Origin of the sequence: Massilia sp. X63 (assembly GCF_041023745.1) — a bacterium.
Taxonomy (GTDB): domain Bacteria; phylum Pseudomonadota; class Gammaproteobacteria; order Burkholderiales; family Burkholderiaceae_D; genus Telluria.
Window position 1 is genome coordinate 45,996 of the sequence record NZ_JBFTEF010000016.1, and the last position, 24,611, is coordinate 70,606.

Genomic DNA, 24,611 nt, shown 5'->3' on the forward strand with positions numbered 1-24,611 from the left:
ATATCGATATATCGAGAATGAATATGCTATTGATGCACGATAAAGCGCAAAAATTGGGATGTCTTCACCGGAGTGACTCCGTAACATACTCATCAACAATAACACGATCCGAACAAAGTAATTACCTTTTTGTAATTAATGATGATGAACAGCGAACTTTACCTTGACGCCAATGCAACGTCGCCCGTGTTGCCGGCCGCCGCCGAGGCGGCCATGGCGGCCATGCAGGCCTGCTTCGGCAACCCAAGCAGCAGCCATGCCTGCGGCCTGCGCGCCAAGACCCTGCTGGAAGAGACGCGGGCGCGCGCGCGCCGCGTGCTGGGCGCCGGCGCCGGACGGGTATTGTTCACCAGCGGCGCCACCGAAGGCATCCAGACCGCCGTGCTGTCGGCGCTGTGCGCGGTGCGCGAGCGGCGCCGGCGCGGCGAAGCCTGCGGCGAGTTGCTGCTGGTCGGCGCCACCGAACACAAGGCGGTGCCGGAAAGCCTGACGCACTGGAACCGCCTGCTGGGCACCAACCTGGAACTGCGCATGCTGCCGGTCGACGCCGACGGCCGCCACCGGCTCGACCTGCTGCGCGAGCTGGCGCCGCGCGCCGCCTTCGTCTGCACCATGGCGGCGAACAACGAAACCGGGGTCGTCTCCGACCTGGACGGCATCGCGCGCGTGCTGGCGGAGTCGGGCAGCCCGGCGCTGTGGATGGTCGACTGCGTGCAGGCGCTCGGCAAGCTGCCGCTGGGCCTGGCCTCCACCCGCATCGACTACGCGCCCTTCTCCGGCCACAAGCTGTATGCGCCGAAGGGGATCGGCCTGCTGTACGTGCGCGAAGGCGCTCCCTATACGCCCCTGATGTGCGGCGGCGGCCAGGAAGCCGGGCAGCGTTCCGGCACCGAGAACATGGCCGGCATCGCCGCCCTCGGGGCGGTGCTCGGCGCGCTGGAAGAGGGCGGCACCTTCCGCACCCACGCCCAGCTGCGCGCCAGCCGCGAGCGCATCGCCGCGGCCCTGCGCGAGGCTTTCCCGGGCCTGGTGTTCAACGTCCCGCTCGAGCATGCGCTGCCGACCACGCTGAACTTCTCGGTGCCGGGCGTCAGCAGCAAGGAAATGCTCGACCTGTTCGACGCCGCCGGCGTGCGCGTCAGCGCCGGCTCGGCCTGCTCGGCCGCCAAGGCGGCGCCGAGCTATGTGCTGGATGCGATGGGCGTGCCGCCCGAGCGCAGCGCATCGGCGGTGCGCCTGTCGTTCGGCCCGCTGGCCGACGACGCCTTCGTCGACGCGGCCTGCGCGCGCATCCAGCACTGCGGCCGCGCACTGGCGCAAACGCGGCCGCTGGCGCGACTGCAGCAGCTCGAATCCGGCGGCGCCAGCGGCTGGCTGCTGTCCGACGAGGCGGGAGCTTACTTTATCGCGATCGATCCGCCGGCGGCGCTGGCGCCGCGCATCGCCGCCGACCTGCATGCGCGCGGCGCCCGCCTGCTGGCCTGCTTCGATACCGGCCACGGCCACGGCGGCGCCGATGCCCTGGGCGGCATCGTCGGCGTCACGCCGGGCTGGCCGGGCGGAGCGCAACGGGTACGGCTGGGCGGCGGCGAAACGGTCGATACGGTCGACGCGCTCGCGCTCGGCCAGGACGTGCTGGCGCGGTCCGGCGACGCCTACCTGCTGGGCCGCCCCGAAAACGGCGTGCTGGCCGGGGAGGCGGTGCGCTTCGTGTTCGGCGCAGCGGCGCCGGACGCCGCCCTGGAGGGCGCCCTGTGCTGCCACCGCATCGGCGAACCCGCCGTGTCGCGTCCCGGCGCCGATCCGCTGCCGGACGAGGGCATCGACCTCGATGCGACCTCGGCCGCCGCCTACCTGTCGGCTCACCCGGACGCCCTGCTGGTCGACGTGCGCGAGCCGCACGAGCATGCAGCCGGCGCCGCGCAAGTGCGCGGGCGGATGGCGCAGCCCGTGCCGCTGTCGCAGCTGGCCGGCCAGGCCGCGCAATGGCTGCGCGAGCCGCGCCCGCTGGTGTTCGTCTGCCGCAGCGGCAACCGCAGCGCGCGTGCCGCACGCCTGCTGCGCCGCCTCGGCCACGCACAGGCCTGGCACGTTGCCGGCGGGCTGGCGCTGGCCGGCTGAGCATCCTGGCAACACGGGCGCGCATCTGGCGCCTGTGTACGCCACCGCACAGTGGCTAGCGCTGGCTTCTTCTAGCATGGCGGTGGCCGTGCGCGCCCTGCGTTTCCCTTCCCATCGACCTGCTTCGGGCGCTTGACGCGCCGGCGGTCGACAGCGCGCGCCTCTGTGTCGAGGTCCCTGTTGAAGCAAAAGAAGAACCCGAAGGCTGAATCCGGCGCAAGTGCTGCTGCCGACGGCGCCCCCGGCCTGCGGGCGCTGCTGGCCGAACTGGACGGCGCGCTCGACGCCGCCTGCGACGCGCTCGACGGCGCACGCCGGCGCGGCAGCGAGCTTCCGCCCGCCGCCGGGGCCATCCTCGACCATACCCCGCTGCTCGACACCCAGCTGCGCCAGGCGCGCGGCCAGCTGCTGCACGACCGCGGCGTGCTGCCGCTGCAGGCGCCGCACGGCGACGCCCGCATCCTGGTGCTGGCGCGCGAAGCCGCCGCCCTGGACGAAGGGCGCATCGAACGCGCCGCCCTGGCGCGCCTGCTGGCCGGCCGCCAGGAGGAAGACCCGCTGCGGCTGGCCGAGCTGCGCCTGTTCCCGGCGGCGCTGCGCGTGGCCCTGCTCGACGCCCTGCGCCACATCGCCGTGCGCAGCGCCCGCGCCTGCGAAGAACGCATCCTCGCCGCCGGCTGGGCCGACCGGATGCTCGACACCGCCGCCCAGCGCTCCGGCGACCTGGTCCTGCTGGTGGCCGACCTGGCGCGCCAAGTGGAACCGCTGGGCAGCAGCTTCGTGGCCGAGCTGGCGCGCCGGCTGCAGGGGCAGGGCGGCGCGGTGGCGCAGGCCCTGGCCTGGATCGACGCGCGCCTGCTCGACCAGGGCTCCGGCATCGGCCCGGAGGTGCAGCGCGAGCGCGACACGATGGCGGCCGACGGCACCCTGGCGGCGAACATCCTGGCCAGCCTGCGCCTGCTCGGCGGCATCGACTGGCGCGCGCTGGCCGAGGAGGCCGGCAGCGTCGAACCCGTGCTGCGCGCCGACCCGGACGGCAGCTATGCGCGCATGGACGGCCCCACCCGCGACCTGTACCGCGACGCGGTTGAACGGCTGGCCCGGCGCAGCGGCCGGCCCGAGGCCGAGGTGGCGCAAGAGGCGCTGGCGCTGGCGGGCGTGCACCGGGCCCCGGCCGAAGGCGGCCTCGATACGCGCCGCCGCCACATCGGCTACTACCTGGCCGGCCCCGGCCTGCAGGCCCTGGAAGCGCGCCTGCAGCCGCGCTCCGGTCTCGCGGCCCGGCTCAGGCGCCGCCTGCGCCATGCGCCGCTGGCGGCCGACATCGCCGCATCGGCGCTGCTCGCCCTGCTGTTTGCGGCGGCGGCCGTGCTGTGCGCGCGCCAGCAGGGCGCGGGGCTGCTGCTGCAGCTCTGCATCGGCGTGCTCGCCCTGCTCGGCGGCAGCAGCCTGGCGCGCGCCCTGGCCGGCATGATGGCGGGCTGGCTGGCGCCGCCGGCGCGCACGCCGCGCATGGATTTCGGCGACGGCATTCCGGCCGACGCGCAAACCCTGGTGGCCGTGTCGGCGCGCCTGGCCGAGCGCGCCCAGGTCGACGCCCTGTGCCGCGACCTGGAGCTGCGCTACCTGGCGAACCGCGATCCGCGGTTGCGTTTCTGCCTGCTCGCCGACCTGCACGATGCGCCGGCCGAAAACCTGCCGGGCGACGCGGCGCTGGTGGCGCATGCGGTGGAAGCCATCGAGGCCCTCAACCGGCGCCATGCGCGCGAGCACGCCTTCGCCGCGCTCGACGAGGACGGCCAGCCCGTCACGCAACGCCGGCGCGTCGAGCCCTTCGTGCTGCTGCTGCGCCCGCGCGTCTGGAACGAGGGCGAGCAGGCCTGGATCGGGCGCGGGCGCCGCCGCGGCCAGCTGGCCGACCTGAATGCCATGCTGGCCGGAGTGGCGCGCGAACGCTTCGCCGCCGTCGCCGGCAATACCGCCGGGCTGGCGGAGATGCGCTACGTGATCGCCCTGGATGCCGCCACCGGCCTGCCGCGCGACGCCGCGCGCCTGCTGGCCGGCGCCATGGCGCACCCACTCAACCAGCCGGCCCTGGACGCCGGCGGCACCCGCGTCGCCGAAGGCCATGCCATGCTGCGCCCGGATGTCGGCGGCGCGCTGCCCGGCCCGCATGCCTGCCGCTACCAGCGCCTGTTGGGCGAGGGCCGCGGCACCTGGGCCGCGCGCCTGGGCGGGCACGCCTGCGACACCCGCGACAGCTTCGGCTGGGCCGCCATCTACGATATCGACGCCTACGAGCGGGTGCTGGCCGGGCGCCTGCCGGACGACGCGCTGCCGGCGCCCGGAACGGTCGAGGAGGGCTGCCTGCATGCGGCCGCCGACGGCGAGGTCCGGCTCGAAGAAGCGCTTCCCGGCAGCCATGGCGAACATGCGCTGCGCCGCCACCGCGCGCTGCGCGCGGCCTGGCAGGCCGCAGGCTGGGTGCGGCCGCGGATCAAGGCGGCCGGCGGCGCACGCGGCGCCGCTCTCCAGGAAGCCAATCCGATGACGCCCGCCGCCCGCTGGCGGCTGTTCGATACCCTGCGCGACAGCCTGGCGGCGCCGGCGCTGTTGGCGCTGCTGGTGCTGTGCTGGAGCGCGCTGACGGCGCCCGCCTTCTGGACCGCCGCCGTGCTGTCGGTGTTCTTCCTGCCGGCCCTGCTGGGAAGCCTGGTGGCGCTGGTGGACCGTCCCCACGACGCGCCCTGGCGCCAGCACCTCGACAGCTGGGCGCGCGGTGCGCGCGTGCCGCTGGTGCGCGCCGCGCTGGCGACCAGCTTCCTGCCGCATGCCGCCTGGTACCAGCTCGATGCGCTGGTGCGCGCGCTGTGGCGCAGCCGGGTCTCGGGCCGGCGCCGGCTCGAGTGGCGTCCGCTGGCGCTGGCGCGTCCCGCGCGCGTGGTGGAGAACAACTGGCTGACCATGTGGTTCGCGCCGGGCCTGGCGGTGGCGACGGCGCTGCTGCTGACCTTTGCCAATCCGTATTCGCTGTTTACCGCCGCGCCGGTCTTGCTGGTGTGGTTCCTGTCGCCGCTGCTGGCCTGGTGGACCAGCCTGCCGGTCCGTGCACAGGCGCCGCGGCTGTCGGCGGCGCGCCAGGCCCTGCTGGCGCGGCTGGCGCGCCGCAGCTGGCGCTTCTTCGAAGACCATGCCGGCCCGGCCAACAACTGGCTGCCGCCGGAAAGCGTGCAGGAGCACCCGCATCCGCTGGCGGACGCCCGCAGCACGCCGTCCGGCATCGCCATCTGCCTGCTGTCCACGCTGGCGGCGCGCGACTTCGGTTACCTGGGACCGGGCGAGCTGCTGCGCCGCCTGGACGGCGCGCTGGCCTCGATGGCGCTGCTGGAACGCTGGAACGGCCACTTCCTGTCGGCCTACGACAACGCCACGCTGGCCCCGATCGAGCCGGCCGTCGTGTCCACCGCCGACAGCGGCTGGATGGCGCTCGGCATGCGCGTGCTGGCGGCCGGGCTGGACGAACTGCCCGATGCGCCGATCGCCGGACCGCAAGACCTGGACGGCATCCGGGCAGCGCTGCAGGTGGTGGACGAGCTGGCCCGGCACCAGTCGTCCGACGTGCGCGCCCTGGTGGTGGCCGTGTGGGCCGCGCTCGATCCGCAACGCTGCCGCGCCGCCCATACCTTGCCGGGCCTGGCCGAATGCCTGCAGCACGCCGGCGCAGCGGCCGACGCGCTGGCGGCCGGCCTGCCGGAGCAGGCCGATCCCGCCCTGCACGACTGGGTGGCGCAGCTGGCCGCGCAATGCCATGCGCTGCAGGACGGCCTGCTGGCGCTGGCGCCCTGGATGCGCGCCGCGCAGGAATACGTGCTCGACGCCAGGCTGACCCGCATCCCGACCCTGCGCGAACTGGCGGTGCTGGCCGCCCCGGACGGCGCCCAGCACCAGCTGGCGCGGATGGTGCGCGACGGCAGCCAGCATGCGCAAGGGCTGCTGGCCGAAGCCGGCCGGCTGGCGCGGCAGGCGCGCAGCTTCGGCGCCATGGACTTCGGCGCGCTGCTCGACCGCGGCACCGGCCTGCTGGCGGCGGGCTACCAGGTGCGCGAGCGGCGCCTCGACGCCGACGGCTGCGACCTGCTGGCCTCGGAAGCGCGCATGGCCGCCTACCTGGCCGTGGCCGAGGGCCAGCTCGGCCAGCAACATTGGTGGGCGCTCGGGCGTCCGATGCGCATTGCCAGCGCCGAGCAGCTGCTGCTGTCGCGCAGCGGTGCGCTGTCCGACATCCTGGCGCCGCAGCTGCTGATGCCGTCCTGGCGCGAGACCCTGCTCGAGCATGCCGGCCGCGCAGCCGTGCGCGCGCAGGCGGCCCATGGGGCGCGCCACGCCATGCCCTGGGGTTTTTCGGAATCGGCCTGCAACGCGGTCGACGCCCAGCTGCGCTTCCAGTTCCGGCGCTTCGGCGTCCCCGCGGCCAGCCTCGGGCGCGGCAGCGACGCCGAACTGGTGGCGGCGCCCTACGCGGCGCTGCTGGCCCTGCCGGTGCTCACCGGGCCCGCGCTGGCCAACCTGGAACGCATGATGCAGGAAGGGCTGGGCGGCGACTACGGCTTCGTCGATGCGGTCGACCATACGCCGGCGCGGCTGCCGCACGGCGAGCAGCGCCAGGTGCTGCGCCTGGCTTGCGCCCGCCACCAGGGGATGGGCCTGCTGGCCCTGCTGCAGCTGCTGCACGAGGCGCCGATGCAGCGCCGCTTTGCCCGCGACCCCGAACTGCGCGCGGCGCAGCCGCTGCTGCAGGAGGCGCTGCCCGCCTGCGGCGCCCTGGCCCCGGCCGCCTACCAGGATGCGGCGGAGCGCGCCGGTCCGGCCCAGGGACGGGTGGTCGACCGCGCCGGCGCCGCCACCGGCACGCTGGAGGTGCAGCTGCTGTCCAACGGCAGCTACCACGTGCTGGTGGACAGCGACGGCGCTGCCCGTAGCCGCTGGAACGGCGTGCCGCTGACCCGCTGGCAACCCGATCCGCTCGGCGCGCGCGGCGGCCTGGCCTGCGTGCTGCGCGACCCATCCTCCGGCGAGCTGTGGTCGGCCACGCTGGCGCCGGCGCCCGGCGAGCCGGCGCGCTACGAGGCGGTCTTCGCCGAGGGCCGCGCCAGCTTCCGGCGCGAGGAGCGCGGCCTGGCGATCGCCACCGAGATGGCAGTGGCGCCCGAGGACGACGTCGAGCTGCGGCGCATCCGCATCCGCAACACCCATGACGCGCCGCGCACGCTGGAAATCACCGGCCACGTGCTGCTGGCGGCGCAGTCCGCCACGCCGGACGCGCCCACGGCGCCGGGCGTGTCGGTGCGCGCCGACGAGGCTGCGCAGGCGCTCCTGTGCCTGCTCGGGGCGGGCGCGCCGGTGGTGTTCTGCCAGATGGCGCTGCTGAACAGCGGCGCGGCGGAGGCGCCGCTGTTCAGCAGCACCTGCGCCGATCCGGCCGGGCCGCTGCCGCCGCTGGAAGCCGCGCCTGCCGTGCCGGCGCTGGCGATCCGGCGCATCCTGACGCTGGCGCCGCGGCAGGAAATCACGCTCGACCTGGTCATGGGCGCCGCCGCCACGCCGGCCGCCGCGCGCCAGCTGGCGGCGCGCCATGCCGATCCGCAGGTGGTGCAGCAGGCCATCGAGGCGGCCTGGACGCACGGCCAGGCCGCGCTGCGTGCGGCCGGGCTGGGCGACGCCCAGGCCCAGCGCTACAACCGCCTGGCCGCCTGCCTGCTCGACCCCAGGCCGGGCCTGCGCGCCGACCCCGGCATCATCGAACGCAATGTGCGCGGCCGCGCCGCCCTGCACGCCTATGGCGTGGACGGCAGCCGTCCGCTGCTGGTGCTGCAGCCCGGTCCGGACAGCAGCCTGGCGCACGAAGTCCTGCAGGCGCATGCCTACTGGCAGGCGCGCGGCCTGGATGCCGACCTGGTCGTGTTGTGCGAGAACCGCGAGATCCGCGACCAGGTGCTGCTGCTGGCGCCGGAAGCGCTGGAGGCGCCACGCGGCATGTACGTGCACCTGCTGGCCGAACTGCCGCAGGAAGACCGCATCCTGCTGCTGGCGGCGGCGCGGGTGCTGCTGCTCGAAGAGCGCGGCAGCCTGGCCGACCAGCTGCGCCGCGCCGCGCCGCCCCAGGCCACGCTGCCGCTGCCGTTCGTGGCGCAGGAGCCTCCGCCCGCATGGACGCTGGAGGCCGTGCCGGCGCAAGCGGAAGCCCTGCAGCACGACGATGGCATGGGCGGCTTCTCGCAGGATGGGCGCGAAGCGGTGATCCGCAGCGGCGCCGCCTCGCCGGCCCAGGGCGGGCAGCCGCCGCTGCATCCGCTCGCGAACGGCGTGTTCGGCGCGCTGCTGCCGCACGACGGCCCGGGCAGCACCTGGTGCGGGCGGCGCGAGCTGCGCCTGACGGCGCCGCAGGGCGAAGCCTTCTACCTGCGCGACGAAGACAGCGGCGCGGCCTGGTCGCCGGCGCCCTGGCCGATGCCGTCCGGCGAGCCCTACCGCACGCGCCACGGCTTCGGCTACACCGTGTTCGAACACCAGGCGCACGGCATCGGCTCCGAGCTGCGCTGTTTCGTGGCGCCCGATGCGCCGCTCAAGTATGCCGTGCTGCGGCTGCGCAACCTCTCCAGCGCGCCGCGCCGCCTGAGCGTGACCGGTTATGTGCAATGGTGGATGGACGAGGTCGAGGCCGCACCCGGCCTGCAGCTGGTGACCAGCGTCGACCTGGCCAGCGGCGCGCTGCTGGCGCGTAACGCCTTCGGCGCCGGCTTCGCCGAGCAGCTCGGCTTCTTCCACCTGGATGCGCCCCAGTCCGCCCCGATCGCCTACACCGCCGACCGGCGCGAATTCGTCGGCCGCCAGCGCAGCCTGGCGCGCCCGGCCGCGCTGGAACGACAGGGCCTGGCCGGCACGCTCGGCGCGGCCCTCGACCCCTGCGCCGCCCTGCAAACCGTGCTGGAGCTGCAGCCGGGCATGGAGACCGAACTGGTGTTCCTGCTCGGCGTGGCCGGCCCCGACCACCTGGCGGCCAGCCGCGCGGTGCAGCAGCACGGCGGCGCCAAGGCGGCGGCGCGCGCGCTGCGCCAGGTGCACGCCTGGTGGGACGGCTTGCTCGGCGCCGTGCGCGTGACCACGCCCGAGCCCGCGTTCGACCTGTTCGCCAACGGCTGGCTGCCCTACACGGCAGTGGCCGGCGCCATGGGCGGCGCCCCGGCCGAGCAGCTGCAGGGCGCCATGGCCGCGCTGCACGGCAGCCCGGCCACCCTGCGCGCCGCGCTGCTGCGGGCGGCCCGCGAAGACATCGGCGTTGCCGGCGCGCCGGTCGGCGACTTCCTGTGGCTGCCCTATGCGCTGTGCCGCTACGTGGCCGCCACCGGCGACTACGGCATCCTGCGCGAACCGGCCGGTGGCGGCCCGTCGAGCGGCACGCGCCTGGCGCACGACGACCTGTACCAGGTTTGCGTGCACGGCCTGCGCGGCTGCCTGCGCTTCGGCATGCACGGCCTGCCGCTGCAGGATGCGCGCATGCACGAGGACGAACAGGAACCGGGCGCCCGGCGCGAGGACGTGGGCCTGGCCTTCCGGCTCGCCACCGTGCTGCAGCGCTTTGCCGACGTGGCCGACCGCCGCGCCGATTTCGGCTTCGCCACCACCTGCCGCGGCGCCGCGCTGGCGCTCATGGCCCAGGCGGAAGAATACGGCTGGGACGGCAGCGCTTACGGGGCCGATGGCATGAGCCGCCCCGACCCCGCCACCCAGGCCTGGGCCGCCATGGCCGGCGCCAACCCGGACCGGGTGGGGGCGGTGCTGGGGGCCCTCGATGGCGCCGCCATGCACGACGGGCGCAGCGCGGCCTGGGTGGCGCTGGCCCTGGCCGGCGCCGGGGCCGGCACCCGCGCCTGGGAACTGGCCCGCTCCTTGAGTCCGCTGCGCCGGGACGGCGAAGCAGGTGTGCGCTGCGGCGCCGCGCCTTGCCTCATGATGGACGGCGCGCACCCTGCACCCCCTGGCGCGGCGGCCGGCTGGATTTATGCGTTGCTCACCGACGCGCTGCTCGGTATCATGCGCGCGGTCGACCGCCTGGCGCTGGCGCCGCTCCTGCCCATCGGCTGGGACAGCCTGCGCTTCCGCTACCGCCATGGACGGACCGACTACCAGGTCACGGTGCTGCCTGCCACGGTGGGCGAGCTGCTGGTGCTCGACGGGGCAGGACAGCAGGGCAATACCATCGAGCTCGTCGACGACGGGCGCGAGCACCGGGTGGAACACTATGTGGAACGCAGGCCGGCGGACGCGCTCGCCGGCCATCTCGACAACCAGTCAGGGACAAGAACATGAACAAACGATCGACAGGATGGACCGGCGCAGCCTGCGCCATCTTGCTGTGCTGCGCCGCGCCTGCCATGGCGATGGACTGGAGCGACAACGCCGTCAGCTACCGCTACGGCACCCGCTTCGCCGAACCCTTCAACCCCGAGCACATCAAGAAGCACATCGTGGCGTTCACCCACGCCAGCGGCTACAAGTACGGCAGCAACTACCTCAACCTGGACGTACTGAAATCCGACAGCACCGACCCGCGCTCCCTGGGGAGCAGCAGCGGCGCAAGCGAAGCCTACCTGCTGTACCGCCACACGCTCGACATCGGCGCGCTGCGCGGCCAGGAAATCCGATTCGGCAAGGTCAAGGGCATGGGCCTGACGGTCGGCTTCGACCTCAACCACAAGGAAGACGTCGGCTACAACTCGCGCAAGCGCATGCTGGTGCTAGGCCCCACCCTGATGTGGGACGTGCCGGGCTTCCTGAACACCAGCATCCTGTGGCTGCGCGAATCGAACGCGCCGAGCGGCGCCTTCCCGCCGATCTCGAACGTGCGCGGGCGCTACACCTACGACACCCACCCGATGTTCGGCGCCAGCTGGGGCATCCCGGTGAGCGAGCACTGGTCCTTCGAAGGCTTCCTGAACTTCATCGCCGCCAAGGGCCTGGACGAAACCGGCAACCCGACCAGCGCCGAGACCAACCTCGACATGGCCCTGATGGTCGACATCGGCCCGCGCTTCGGCTACGCGCCGAAGAAGATCCGGGTCGGCGTCGGCTACCAGTTCTGGAACAACAAGTTCGGCAATTCGCGCCAGACCACCGGCGGGGCAGGGCAGCGCGCCAGTACCCCGATGGTAAGGGCGGACTTCCATTTCTGATCAGTTCCGGTCGCCGGGCTGGATTCTGTCCTGGCTTACAGGTCCGGTCCCTTGGCGGTCGCGAGCTCTTCCAGGTTCCGATCGCCAATGTTCTGAGGGCGGGCGCTCCCACAATGGCGCTCTGACGCAACCAGCATGGGGGCGAGGCTGCATATGCGTACAACTTCGTTCCTCACGACTACGGAATCTTATTCGACAAAACTTTCTTGAGTGACCATCCATCCCTCTTGTAAATGATGTCAGCAATTTTCCATTTTCCAGCTATTTGCGCAACTACGAACTCGATCTTCGTTGCCTCGTCATTCGTGGGGTCCTTGAAAGTAACAGCAACCCTGCCAGGCGCTATAGTCGCCACCTCTAGGTCTGTCACTCTAGGGTCCTGAGAGTCGAACAGGGGGGCGACCTCAAGATTGCAGATTCCCTTGTGCTTCACTTGACAAGCCGCGTCCTTGACCAGTAAATCCGCTAATGCAGGTGTGAAATACTTCTCAAGGGTAGGCCGGCTTTGGTTCGCGAGGACATCCCCGAAGAGGTCCGTCTGGGCCGCTATTGCCTGCCAAGCAAAATCCTTGTACAGCTTAGCCACCACCCCAGCTTCAGTTTCTGCTTTGGCAGCAGCCACTGCGTCTCCCCACGCGAGGGCGAAGAGAGCGAGTACAGTCACAACAACACGGTTAGCGGCGGTAGACAACATAGGTTGGCTTCTCCTTTTCATAATTCGGCCCCGGCCAAAAGCCGCGTTGCTCGCCCTTGATCCCGTCGATCTGCAGATACACGTCCATTGCCATTTATTGCCTCCGTGGTTTAGGTTGAGTGCTTTTGAATTTATTTCGTTATGGCCGCCTTGCGTGTTCTGGTCGCCGCTTTGCGTTCTGGATTGATCAGCATTCCCAGTCTCAGGACGGCCGGAACGCCGCCTTGGGTACAGACTTTTGTCGTTGGTTGACCATAAGTGCACAGGGCGGCGCGCGTGATCTGTAGCTCTGTATGCGCGGTGAAGTGATATCCATCGTTAGGCCGCCCGATCCCGCCATATGGGGCGGTACTAGCCCGTGCATGGTCGTTCTGGGGATTAACGAACTTAAGCGGCTATCGTTGCGCGAAGCTGGGCTATAGGGTTTGTCTAGAGTCAATTTGCGGCCACAAGCATCAATAGGCTCCAAATGAGGCCAGCGGCGCCTTGAATCGCTACGACTCCCTGACTAAATCTCCATGCTTTCCAGAAACTATTTACTTAGCGCATCGTCATACGTCCTGAAAACTTCATTCATCTTTAATTTTTAGTTTAGGAACAAGAGATGCGTAAATAATGTCTCACCGTGATGGTTGTTAAATCAACAAGACTTTGTGTGCAATTGCAAAAATTGCATCATGAAAACCATCATCCTGCCCCCCTCCCTCCGTGCGCTCCTGCTGGCCCTGTGCTGCAGCAGCGCGTTCGCGGCCCCGGCCGAGCACAAGGAATTCGACGCCACCCTGCACGCGCCCTTCCAGGGCACAGCGGATGCGCGCCGGACCTTCAGCCTCAACTTCAGCTACCCCGGCCTGGAACAGTCCGGGAACGTCTACTGGAAGCTGGAACTGGTCGATCCGCACAAGCGGGTGGTCCGGGTCTGGCGCGGCGCCAATCCCATCCTGGGCAGCGACGTACCGGTGCAGGTCATGTGGGACGGCCGCATCAAGGGCGCGCCCGCCCGGGCCGGCCTGTACGCGGTGCGCCTGCACGCCATCCTGCGCGGCGTCGCCCATGACGAGCACCACGGCGCCGTCGAGCAGGACTGGCAGATCGCGGTCGGGCAGCCGGCCGCGCCGCGCATGCCGCGCTTCGCGCCGCTGCCCGGCGTGCGCGAGGCTGCCGGCGCGGCGATGGCGCCGGCCACCGGCGCGCTGCCCTATACCGTATATCTCGCCAACCTGCACAGCCAGAGCAACCACAGCGACGGCGGCGCCGCCCTGGACGACTGCAAGGGCGCGCAGGAGCCGCTCAAGGCCAAGTACGGTCCCGAGGCCGCGTTTGCCTATGCCAGGGGGCGCGGCCTCGACATCCTGGCGGTCTCCGAGCACAACCACATGTACGACGGCTCGGACGGCACCAACCCGAATGCCGATCCGGCCAAGGCGCGCGACCTGTACCGGGCCGGCCTGGCCAGCGCGGCCGCCTTCAACGCCACCAAGCCGGGCTTCCTGGCCCTGTACGGCATGGAGTGGGGCGTCATCAACAACGGCGGCCACATCAACATCTTCAACAGCGACGAGTTGCTGGGCTGGGAAACCAATGCCCTGGGCGAGCTGCTGGCCGACACCCGCATCGCGCGCAGCGACTATGGCGCGCTCTACACCCTGATGCGGGCGCGCGGCTGGGTGGGGCAGTTCAACCATCCCGCGCACAGCGGGCAGTTCAAGGTGAACGGCGTGCCGCTCGCCTACACGGCGGACGGCGACGAGGCGATGGCGCTGTGCGAGGTGATGAACAGTACCGCGTTCTCCACCAACGACGCCGAGAGCGAGACCCGGCGCAGCAACTTCGAGCAGGCCTGCAACCGCCTGCTCGAAGCCGGCTACCACGTCGCCTTCAGCACCAACCAGGACAACCACTGCGCCAACTGGGGCGCGTCCTATACCAACCGCACCGGCATCCTGCTGCCCAACGGGACGGCGCTCACCCGCGACAGCTTCATCGAGGCGCTCAAGGCGCGGCGCGTGTTCGCCACCATGGACAAGGGCTCGCAGCTGGTGTTCACCGCGAACGGAAAGATGATGGGCGAGCGCTTCGTCAACCGCGGCCCGCTCACGCTCACCGCGCACTTCGCTTCCAGCGCGGGCAAGAAGGCGGCGGCGGTGGCGATCATGGAAGGGGTGCCGGGGCGCAATGGCACGGTCACCGAGGTGGCGAACCTGGCCACCGCCAGCTTCACGCCGGCGCCGGGCAGGCATTTCTATTATGCGAAGGTGACGCAGGAAGACGGCAACGTGCTGTGGTCGGCGCCGGTGTGGGTCACGCAGGAGTGAGGCCGCGGCGTCCGTTCAGAACCCGAGCGCTTCGCCCGCGCCCATCAGGGTGGCGATGCCCAGCACCGCGAAGATCAGCGCCGCCAGCCCGTGCACCAGCAGCAGGGGCACGCGCCTGGCCATGCGCTCGCCGAAGACCACGGCCGGCACGTTCGCCAGCATCATGCCGAAGGTGGTGCCGGCCACCACCGCCGCCATCGCGTCGTAGCGCGCCGCCAGGGCCACGGTGGCCACCTGGGTCTTGTCGCCCATCTCGGTGATGAAGAAGGCGAGCAGGGTGGCGAGGAACACGCCGTAGCGTGCCGGCGGGGTGTCTTCGGGGGCGATCCGGTCGGGAATCATGGTCCAGGCGGCCATCGCCAGGAAGGACAGGCCCAGCACCCAGCGCATCACGCCTGGTCCCAGCAGTTCGCTCACCAGGGCGCCGACGGCGGCGGCAAAGGCGTGGTTGGCGACGGTGGCCACGAAGATGCCCAACACGATCGGCAGGGGGCGGCGAAAGCGCGCGGCGAGCAGGAAGGCCAGCAACTGGGTCTTGTCGCCGATCTCGGCAAGGCCCACGATGCCGGTCGATACGAGAAAGGCGTCCATGAAGCGGCAGCTAGGGCAGATACGAAGGCTTCGATCATAGCAGAGGCAGCCGTGCATACAGCGCGCGCCAAGCCCGCGCTCGTACTTCTCCGGCACGGTTGAAAGTGCTATCCTGCCTGCGCCCCCGGCCCTACCTGGGCTGTGCGACGGGCTCGATCCTTCCACGAGAGACCATGAAGACAAGCACCCTGCTGCGCGCCACGGCCTGCGCCTTTATCTGCCAGTGGAGCGCCTACGCGTTCGCACTCGATCCCCTCAGCTATGCCAAGTACGACCAGGTCAAGACCACCGCCCTGCACCTGGACCTGAAGGCCGACTTCACGCGCAGGACCCTGGCCGGCTACGCCGACCTGAGCCTGGACTGGCTCGACAAGAAGGCCGGCACGCTGGACCTCGACACCCGTGAACTGAGCATCTCGAAGATCGAGGCGCAGGATGCGAAGGGCGCCTGGCGCCCGGTCAAGTACACCCTCGACAAGCCCGATACCGAAAAAGGCCAGGCCCTGCACATCGCGCTGCCCGGCCAGCCGGCCAAGGTGCGCATCCACTACCAGACCGCGCCCACCGCGCCGGCGCTGCAGTGGCTCACGCCCAAGCAGACCATGTCGGGCAAGTACCCGTTCATGTTCAGCCAGTCGCAGCCGATCGCCGCGCGTTCCTTCGTGCCGATCCAGGACACCCCGGCGGTGCGCTTCACCTACACCGCGCGCATCCAGGCCCCTAGCGGCATGCGCGTCGTGATGAGCGCCGATAACGATCCCAAGGCCACCGGCAAGGGCGGCTGGAAGTTCAGCATGCCGCAGCCGGTGCCGTCCTACCTGATCGCGATCGGCATCGGCGAGCTGGAAGCGCGCACCCTGGGCCCGCGCACCGGCGTCTACGCCGAGCCGATGCGCATCAAGGCCGCCGAGTACGAGCTGGCCGATACCGAGAAGATGGTGGCCGCGGCCGAATCGCTGTACGGCCCATATCGCTGGGGCCGCTACGACATGCTGGTGCTGCCGCCGTCCTTCCCGATCGGCGGCATGGAAAACCCGCGCCTGACCTTCCTGACCCCGACCATGATCGCGGGCGACCGCAGCCTGGTCGACCTGGTCTCGCACGAGCTGGCGCACAGCTGGTCGGGCAACCTGGTGACCAACGCCTCGTGGAAGCACTGGTGGTTGAACGAAGGTTTCACTACCTACGTCACCACCCGCATCCTCGAGAAGCTGTACGGCGAGGAAGTGGCGACCATGAACCTGCAGCTCGAGCAGGAAGAAGCGCTTGATTCGCTCAAGGACATTCCGACGGCCAAGCAGGCGCTGCTCACGCGCGACCCGGACACGAGCTCCGAGCACTATACGGATGAAGGCCTGGCCTATCCGAAGGGCGCCTGGTTCCTGCGCACCCTCGAGCAGCGCGCCGGCCGCGCCGCTTTCGATCCCTTCCTGCGCAGCTGGTTCGACCAGCACGCCTTCCAGAGCGTGACCACCGACCAGTTCGTGGCCTTCCTGCGCGCCAACCTGCTGGCCAGGAACCCGGCGATCATGAGCGACGCCGAGCTGGACGAATGGCTGTATGGTCCGGGCATCCCGGCCAGCGCCAAGAAGGCCGTGTCGAGCCGCCTGGCCAGGCTGAACGACACCACCGCACGCTGGCTCAAGGGCGAGATGACGACCGCGCAACTGCCGGCCAAGGACTGGAACGCCGCCGAGTGGATGAAGTTCCTGAACGACATCGACAACAAGACCAACGCCGCCAGACTGGAAGAACTGGACAAGGCCTATGGCCTGGCCAAGACCGGCAACAACGAAGTCGCGTTCCGCTTCTACCGCGCCGCGGTGCACGCCGGCTACCGCGGCATCCGCCCGAACCTGGAAGCCTTCCTGATGAGCGTGGGCCGCCAGAAGTTCGTGGTGCCGCTGTACGGCGCACTGCGCGCGAATGCGGAAGACCGCGCCTGGGCCGAGCGCGTGTACAAGGCCGCGCGCGAGCGCTACCACCCGGAGACGCAGGGCAGCGTCGACAAGCAGATGACGAAATAAACGATAACCAGGGGATGAACAGAGTGTTTGCCATGAATCGCATTGCAGCCGCGGCCCTGCTCGCGCTGACCGCTACCGCCACCGGCGCCGTGTTCGCACAGGAGGCCGCGCCCGCCGCCGCCGTCCAGGCGCCGGCGTACGACCTGAAAGCCGACGTCGAGCGCGTCATGAAGGAATTCGACGTGCCGGGCATCGCCATCGCCTTGGTCAAGGACGGCAAGGTGCTGGCCGCCGAAGGCTTCGGCGTGCGCAAGCGCGGCGAGCCGGCCAGGGTGGACGGCAAGACCATCTTCGAGATCGCCTCGAACTCCAAGGCCTTTACCGCCGCCGCGCTGGCCATGCTGGTCGACCAGGGCAAGCTGTCCTGGGACGACCCGGTGATCAAGCACCTGCCGGACTTCCGCATGTACGACGCCTACGTCACCGCCGAGATGACCATCCGCGACCTGCTGGTGCACCGCAGCGGCCTGGGGCTGGGCGCCGGTGACCTGATGTGGTGGCCGACCACCAATTTCAGCACCGACGAGATCATCCACAACCTCCGCTACATCAAGCCGGCCACCAGCTTCCGAAGCGCCTACGCCTACGACAACCTGCTGTACATCGTGGCCGGCAAGATCATCGCCGCCAAGTCGGGCAAGACCTGGGGCGAGACCATGCACGAGTGGATCCTGAAGCCGGTCGGGATGGCCAACACCACCACCAGCCTGGAAGAGAGCGCGAAGTTCGCCAACGTCTCGGCGCCGCACAGCAAGATCAACGGCAAGGCGGTGCCGGTCAAGCCGATGCCGGTGGCGAACGCGGTCGGCGCGGTCGGCATCAACACCAATGCCGAGGACATCGCGCGCTGGATGAACGTGCTGCTGGCCGGCGGCAAGGTCGGCAAGGATGCGGCCGGCAAGGACGTGCGCCTGTGGTCGGACAAGCAGGCGCGCGAGATGTGGACCGCGCAGACCCCGATGACGATCAACACGCCGCGCGCGCCGCTGGCGGCGACCAAGCCGAACTTCTATGCCTACGGCCTGGGCTTCCAGCTGCGCGACTACCAGGGCAAGCTGGTGGCCATGCACGGCGGCGCGCTGCAGGGCTTCTACACCCGCGTGCTCCTGGTGCCGGAGTCGAAGCTGGGCATCGCGATTCTCACCAATGCCGAAAGCGGCCCCTCGCTCAACGCCCTGCAGTACCGCCTGCTGGACCAGCACCTGGGCGTGGCGCCCACCGACTGGATCGGCCGCATCGCGGACATCGACAAGGAAATGCAGGCCAAGGAAGCGGCCCGCGTGAAGGGCGAAGCGGCAGCGCGCGTAGCAAGCTCGAAGCCTTCGCTGGCGCTGGCCTCGTACGAGGGCGACTACCAGGATGCGTGGTACGGCAAGGCGACCATTCGCCGCGTGAACGACAAGCTGGTGATGTCCTTCGCCAAGACCCCCGACCTGGCCGGGGAGATGGAGCACTTCCAGCACGACACCTTCATCGTGCGCTGGAAGGAGCGCAACTTCAATGCCGACGCCTACGTCACCTTCTCGCTGGAGCCCGACGGCAGCATCGAACGCATGCGCATGAAGCCGGTGTCGACCGAGACGGACTTCAGCTATGACTTCCAGGATCTGCTGTTTACGCCAGTGAAGAAGGAAAAGAAGAGCTGACCTGAAGCTGGTTGAACGCGTGGGCGGCTCCGCCGTCCACGCGTTCAACTACCCGTAGAGCCTTCGAAACGTCTTACTTCCCGCCCCACACTTTCATCATGTCTTCCGACCCCCGCGTCCGGATCCCGTTATCCGACAGGATGCCCTCGGTCGCATCCAGCGTCGCCTTGCGCGGCAGGATCATGGTCTCGCCATAGCGCTGGTCGAACTTCAAGACCACATACTCGTCCTTCAGGTCGCGCAGCGTCGACACCAGGTGGGCCAGGCTGCGGATTTTCACGCCGTTGACCGACTCGACCACCGAGCCGAAGCGGTTGCTGTAGCCGCGCACCACTGGGTGCGGGAAGAACGGTCCGCTGATCACCACCAGCTCCTCGCGCGCCGCGTCCGGCGAATCGCCGCGCTGCGTCATCAGGGGGCTGTCGTTGAAGGCGGCCGAGTTGGCGGCCATCGCATTCACCGCCAGGAAGGACAGGAATTCGCTGGTCGCGCGGGTGAACACCACCGGGCCGTACACGAAGTAGGACGGATAGCCGCCGTTCAGGTCGGGAATGAGCAGCGGACGCGGGCCGCTGGCCGGCACCTCGACCTTCATCGGTTTGCCGCCGCGCAGGATCGTCATCGGCAGCTTGCCGTTCTTCGCCACCTGCTGGATGCGGTACTGGAAGCGCACGCGCAGGTTGGCGCCGAGCTTCACCATGCCCTGGTTGTCGATCGGGTATTCGCCGATATGGGTGATGATGTCGCCTTCCTTCAGCGGCCAGGCGGCGTCGCTGCGGTACGGGCGGTGCACCAGCGCGCCTTCCACCGACTTGTCGAGCTTCAGGTACTGGCGCAGCGCCGGGTTCTCGAGCGTCTGCACGCTGTCGTGCAGCAGCGGCTTGCCGTCGTAGCGGCCATCCGCCACGTCCTTCAGGAACAGCTCGATCTCTTCGTTCGGGATCACGTAGCCGATGTTCTGGGCGCCGGCCGCCATCGAGAAGGCCAGGCCGATCATCTTGTCGCCCGCGATCACCGGGCCACCGCTGTTGCCCGGGTTGATCGGCGCGTCGATCTGGATGCGCAGGCCCGAGCTGAACGATCCGTAGCCGACGAACTCCACGCGCGAGACGATGCCGCGGGTGGTCGACAGCGAGTTGCCGCCGACCGGATAGCCGTAGGCGAACACCGCCTCGCGCACGTCCGGCAGCACCGCCGCGCGCTGCACCGGCGGGCGCTTGTCGAAGAAGGAAGGATCGTCCAGCTCCAGCACCGCCAGGTCGAGGCCGCGCGCCAGCGCGATCACCCTGGCCGGCACCTTGTCACCCGACTGGCTGGCCTGCACCTCGACCTGGCTGGCGTAGCCGACCACGTGGGCATTGGTCAGGATGCGCTTGCCCTCGATGATGACGCCCGAGCCGGTCACGTCGCTCGGCGAGGCCTTGGTCCAGGGCTTGTACGGGTCCGGACGGCGCACGGTGGCGAAGATCTTGACCACCGAGTTCTCGATCGCCGGCAGGGCAGGGGCGGTGGTGGCAGACGGCGTGGACACGGCCGGCGACGGCGGGGTGGCGGGCGTTGGCGCTGGGGGCGGGGTGGTGTCCTGTGCGTGGACGAGGCCGGCCAGGGCGAATGCCACGGCGGCGGCGAGGCGTGCGGTTTTCATGGGTTCCTTCGGTGGCTCAAACGGGTCGACTGGACCAAATGGCAAGAATATACACGCTCGCCGCCGAAGGAAATACACCAATCTTCACCGGGGAGGGGCAGCCATCGTGCTGCCGGCCTCCCGGTGGCGCTTCACTGTTTCACGAACTTGAGCGTCATGCGGTCGCTCTCGCCGATCGCCATGTACTTCTCGCGGTCCTGGTCCTTGTTGGACAGCACCGGCGGCAGGGTCCACACGCCTTTTTCGTGGTTGGCGGTGTCCTTCGGGTTGGCGTTCACCTCGGATTTGCCGGCCAGCTTGAAGCCCGCGCTCTCCACGGTCTTGATGACCCAGGCTTCGTGCACGTAGCCGCTCGAGGCCTTGGCGTCCTGCGTCATCGAGGCCGGCAGGCGGTGGTCGACGATGCCCAGCACGCCGCCCGGTTTCAGCACCTTGTGGATTTCCTTGAAGGTGGTCTTCAGCGCGTCGTCGCCCTGGCCGACCCAGTTGTGCAGGTTGCGGAAGGTGAGCACCATGTCGACGCTGTTCGGCGCCGCGATCTGGTAGGTGGCCGGCGGTTCGAACACGGCCGGGACCACCTTGCCGTAGACCGCCGGATTCGCATCGAACTTCTGCTTGAGCGCCATGCCGCCGCGCTTCTCGGGCACGAAGGCCTGGCCTGCGGCGATCAGCTTGCCGTCCTGGCGCAGGTAGGGCGCCAGGATCTCGGTGTACCAGCCGCCGCCCGGCACCAGCTCGACCACCGTCATGTTCGGCTTGATGCCGAAGAAGGTGAGGGTTTCGTACGGGTGGCGCGCCGCATCGCGCGCCTTGTTGGCGGCGCTGCGGTGTTCGCCCGCGATGGCGGCTTTCAGTGCGTCGTCGGCCAATGCAGTGCCGGCGGCCGAAGCGAGGCCGGTGGCCAGCATCGCGGCCAGGATCAGTCGTTTCATCGGTTCGAGGTCTCCAAGTGATTGTGCGCGGCCGGGCGGGACGCCGCCGCCGCGCTGATGATCGGCCACCCTTGCCGGACAGTCAAGCCTTCCTCGTATATGCATGTTCGCCTTCGTAAAGATGTCCGCGCGAGTGTCCGCCGCGGACGCCCGGACAGCTGCGCGGACACTCCCTGCGGACACCGGACACCCGTCGAATCATGCATTTAAAAGATGCTTTGATCTGGCACAACAATTGCCTATTCAAAATGTCGAGTTACTGCTAAGGTTGACAAGTTTGCCGAGGGGCGCCGTCCCCGGTAAAGACCCATCCCTCCGCGGTAAATACAAGAGCGGACCGCACGCCAAGGCGGGACCGCTGCCCAGAAGTAGGTTGATTTCAGGAGACATTATGGAACGCCGTACCTTTCTCAATTTCAGCAGCCTGGCGCTCGCCTCCACGCTCGTCCCCTTCACCCGCGCGATCGCCGCTGACGAACTGCTCAGCTCCATGCCCACGGCCGCCAAGAAGGCGCTGGCCGACGTCGCGCTGAACGCCGCCACCAAGGCCGGCGCCAGCTACGCCGACGTGCGCATCGGCCGCTACCTGAACCAGTTCATCACCACCCGCGACCTGAACGTCGAGAACGTGGCCAATACCGAGTCGGCCGGGGTCGGCGTGCGCGTGATCGCCAACGGCGCCTACGGCTTCGCCGCCACCTCGGACATGTCGAACGACGGCATCGCCAACGCGGCACGCCAGGCGGTCGCCATCGCCAAGGCCAACGCCAAGCTGCAGTCCGAACCGGTGCGTCTTGCACCGGTGAAGGGCGTCGGCGAGGTCTCGTGGGCCACGCCGATCAAGAAGGACTGGCGCGCGGTGCCGATCAAGGAGAAAGCGGACCTGCTGATCGCCGCCAACAAGGCCGGCATGGAAGGCGGCGCGACCTTCATGAATTCGATGCTGTTCCAGGTGAACCAGCAGAAGTACTTCGCGTCCACCGACGGCTCCTACATCGAGCAGGACGTGCACCGCCTGTGGGCTCCCTTCCAGGCCACCGCCGTGGACAAGACCACCGGCAAGTTCCGTTCGCGTTCCGGCCTCGGCGCGCCGGTGGGCATGGGCTACGAATACCTGGACGCGCGCCCCGAGCACAAGCTCAAGGCCGCGGGCGGCGTCGCCACCCTGTACACCGGCTCCTACGACATCATCGAGGATGCGCGCGCCGCCGGCCGCGACGCCAAGGCCAAGCTGACCGCCAAGTCGGTCACCCCGGGCAAGTACGACCTGATGCTGTCGCCGGAACACCTGTGGCTGACCATCCACGAGAACGTCGGCCACCCGACCGAACTGGATCGCGTGCTCGGCTACGAAGCCAACTACGCCGGCACCAGCTTCGCCACCCTCGACAAGTGGGAATCGAAGAAATTCAAGTACGGTAACCAGATCGTCAACCTGTTCGCCGACAAGACCACCCCGGGCTCGCTCGGCTGCGTGGGCTACGACGACGAAGGCGTCAGGACCAAGAAGTGGGACATCATCAAGGACGGCATCCTGGTCAACTACCAGGCCACCCGCGACCAGGCCCACATCATCGGCGAAAAGGAATCGCACGGCTGCTCGTACGCCGACAGCTGGAACTCGGTGCAGTTCCAGCGCATGCCGAACGTCTCGCTGGCCGCCGGCAAGAAGAAGCTGACCCCGGACGAGATGGTCAAGGACATCAAGAAGGGCATCTACATCGTCGGCGACGGCTCGTTCTCGATCGACCAGCAGCGCTACAACTTCCAGTTCGGCGGCCAGCTGTTCTACGAAATCAAGGACGGCAAGATCGGCCCGATGCTGGAAGACGTGGCCTACCAGGCCAACACCCAGGAATTCTGGAACGCCTGCACCGCCATCTGCGACGAGCGCGACTGGCGCATGGGCGGCTCCTTCTTCGACGGCAAAGGCCAGCCGCCGCAGATCAGCATCGTCTCGCACGGTTCGTCGACCGCGCGCTTCAACGGCATCAACGTGATCAACACCGCTCGCAAGATCGGCTGAGGCAGGGGACAACCATGAGCATCCTTACCCAGGACCAGACCAAGCGCATCACCGACCGCGTGCTGTCGCTCTCGAAGGCCGACGAGTGCATCGTCAACGTCGAAGGCGCCCGCATCGGCAACATCCGCTTCGCCCGCAACGCCGTGTCCACCGCCGGCCTGGCCGACGACACCCGCATCACGGTGCAGGTCGCCTTCGGCAAGCGCCAGGGCACCGCCACCATCAACGAGTTCGACGACAAGTCGCTGGAAAAGGCCGTGCGCCGCGCCGAGGACCTGGCGCGCCTGGCGCCGGAGAATCCGGAATTCATGCCCGCGATCGCCAAGACCGCCTACAAGCCGTCCGAGACCTTCGTCGCAGGCACCGCCGCCATCGACCCCGAGTTTCGCGCCCAGGCCGCCGCCTACGCGATGGAAGCCTGCCGCAAGAAGGGCCTGGTGTCGGCCGGCTTCTTCACCGACCGCGAGACCTTCGAGACCGTCGCCAACTCGAACGGCGTGTTCGGCCACCAGGTCGCCACCTCGCTCGACTTCACCTGCACCGTGCGCACCGAAGACGGCCGCGGTTCGGGCTGGGTCAAGCGCTCGGCGCGCGACGTCGCCAGGTTCGACGCACGCGAAGCGGCCGACATCGCCATCGAGAAGGCGCTGCGCTCGGTGGACGCCAAGGCCCTCGAGCCGGGCCGCTACACCGTGGTGATGGAACCGAGCGCCACCAGCGACCTGCTGACCTTCATGATCGGCGGCTTCAATGCCCGCATGGCCGACGAAGGCCGCAGCTTCCTGTCGAAGAAGGGCGGCCAGAACCGCCTGGGCGACAAGCTGTTCGACCAGCAGGTGAACATCTGGTCGGACCCGTGGGACAAGGACGTGCCGGTGCTGCCGTGGGACGGCAACATGCTGCCGCGCGAACGCACCCACCTGGTGAAGGACGGCCGCATCAATGCGCTGAACTACTCGCAGTACTGGGCCCAGAAGAAAGGCCAGCGCGCCATCGGCAGCGCCGGCAACATCATCATGGCCGGCACCGACAAGAGCACGGCCGAGCTGATCGCCAACACCAAGAAGGGCGTGCTGGTGACCCGCACCTGGTACATCCGCATGGTGGACCCGCAATCGGTGCTGGTGACCGGCCTGACCCGCGACGGCACCTTCTACATCGAGAACGGCAAGGTCAAGTACCCGATCAAGAACTTCCGCTTCAACGAGAGCCCGGTGTCCATGCTGAACAACATCGAGGAAATCGGCAAGCCGCTGGTGATCGGCGGCGACGAGGCGAATTATTCGATGCTGATTCCGTCGATGAAGATTCGCGATTTCAACTTCACGTCGCTCTCGGACGCTGTTTAAGCCATTGTAGGGTGGGCGGGTTCCCCGCCCACGCG

General features: G+C 69.2%; 12 protein-coding genes. 8 read left to right on the forward strand and 4 right to left on the reverse strand.

The features are described from left to right. The first annotated feature begins 144 nt into the window (after positions 1–144). The 3 genes from AB3347_RS22755 (at position 145) to AB3347_RS22765 (ending at position 11,351) form a co-directional block, all read left to right on the forward strand. Positions 145–2,121 carry an aminotransferase class V-fold PLP-dependent enzyme gene (locus AB3347_RS22755; RefSeq protein WP_369093995.1) on the forward strand — a complete coding sequence of 659 codons (1,977 nt, stop codon included), beginning with the start codon at positions 145–147 and terminating at the stop codon, positions 2,119–2,121. Positions 2,122–2,301: 180 nt separating this feature from the next. After that, positions 2,302–10,488 carry a glucoamylase family protein gene (locus tag AB3347_RS22760; RefSeq protein WP_369093996.1) on the forward strand — a complete coding sequence of 2,729 codons (8,187 nt, stop codon included), beginning with the start codon at positions 2,302–2,304 and terminating at the stop codon, positions 10,486–10,488. After that, positions 10,485–11,351, forward strand: a complete 867-nt coding sequence (locus tag AB3347_RS22765; RefSeq protein ID WP_369093997.1) for an outer membrane beta-barrel protein — start codon at positions 10,485–10,487, stop codon at positions 11,349–11,351. Before AB3347_RS22760 ends, AB3347_RS22765 begins: the two co-directional genes overlap by 4 nt. Before the next feature lie 178 nt (positions 11,352–11,529). Here AB3347_RS22765 and AB3347_RS22770 read toward each other — a convergent pair whose 3' ends face one another. After that, positions 11,530–12,045: a DUF3828 domain-containing protein gene (locus tag AB3347_RS22770; protein WP_369093998.1), complete on the reverse strand. Its 516-nt coding sequence runs from the start codon at positions 12,043–12,045 to the stop codon at positions 11,530–11,532. Positions 12,046–12,722: 677 nt separating this feature from the next. Here AB3347_RS22770 and AB3347_RS22775 point away from each other — a divergent pair. Continuing rightward, positions 12,723–14,360: a CehA/McbA family metallohydrolase gene (locus AB3347_RS22775; protein WP_369093999.1), complete on the forward strand. Its 1,638-nt coding sequence runs from the start codon at positions 12,723–12,725 to the stop codon at positions 14,358–14,360. Positions 14,361–14,375: 15 nt separating this feature from the next. On the opposite strand, the gene AB3347_RS22780 is transcribed toward AB3347_RS22775, so the two are convergent. Beyond that, positions 14,376–14,951, reverse strand: a complete 576-nt coding sequence (locus AB3347_RS22780; RefSeq protein WP_369094000.1) for a TMEM165/GDT1 family protein — start codon at positions 14,949–14,951, stop codon at positions 14,376–14,378. 173 nt (positions 14,952–15,124) lie between these two features. Here AB3347_RS22780 and AB3347_RS22785 point away from each other — a divergent pair, with 173 nt between their 5' ends. Together AB3347_RS22785 and AB3347_RS22790 are read left to right on the forward strand one after the other, a co-directional pair. Continuing rightward, on the forward strand, positions 15,125–16,978 hold the full coding sequence (locus AB3347_RS22785) for a M1 family metallopeptidase (protein WP_369094001.1): 1,854 nt from the start codon (positions 15,125–15,127) through the stop codon (positions 16,976–16,978). A gap of 32 nt (positions 16,979–17,010) precedes the next feature. Next, positions 17,011–18,624, forward strand: coding sequence for a serine hydrolase (locus AB3347_RS22790; protein ID WP_369094002.1), 1,614 nt, complete (start codon positions 17,011–17,013; stop codon positions 18,622–18,624). Positions 18,625–18,697: 73 nt separating this feature from the next. Here AB3347_RS22790 and AB3347_RS22795 read toward each other — a convergent pair whose 3' ends face one another. Together AB3347_RS22795 and AB3347_RS22800 are read right to left on the reverse strand one after the other, a co-directional pair. Then, on the reverse strand, positions 18,698–20,269 hold the full coding sequence (locus AB3347_RS22795; protein WP_369094003.1) for a trypsin-like peptidase domain-containing protein: 1,572 nt from the start codon (positions 20,267–20,269) through the stop codon (positions 18,698–18,700). A gap of 131 nt (positions 20,270–20,400) precedes the next feature. Further along, positions 20,401–21,201: a class I SAM-dependent methyltransferase gene (locus AB3347_RS22800; protein ID WP_369094004.1), complete on the reverse strand. Its 801-nt coding sequence runs from the start codon at positions 21,199–21,201 to the stop codon at positions 20,401–20,403. Between the two features lie 391 nt (positions 21,202–21,592). Between AB3347_RS22800 and AB3347_RS22805 the strand changes: the two genes are divergently transcribed. Beyond that, the gene (locus AB3347_RS22805) at positions 21,593–23,227 is read left to right on the forward strand and encodes a TldD/PmbA family protein (protein WP_369094005.1); all 1,635 of its coding nucleotides are present in this window, start codon (positions 21,593–21,595) and stop codon (positions 23,225–23,227) included. A 14-nt stretch (positions 23,228–23,241) separates the two neighbouring features. Next, a complete protein-coding gene (locus AB3347_RS22810) occupies positions 23,242–24,576 on the forward strand; it encodes a TldD/PmbA family protein (protein WP_369094006.1) in 1,335 nt (444 codons plus the stop codon). Positions 24,577–24,611 lie beyond the last annotated feature (35 nt).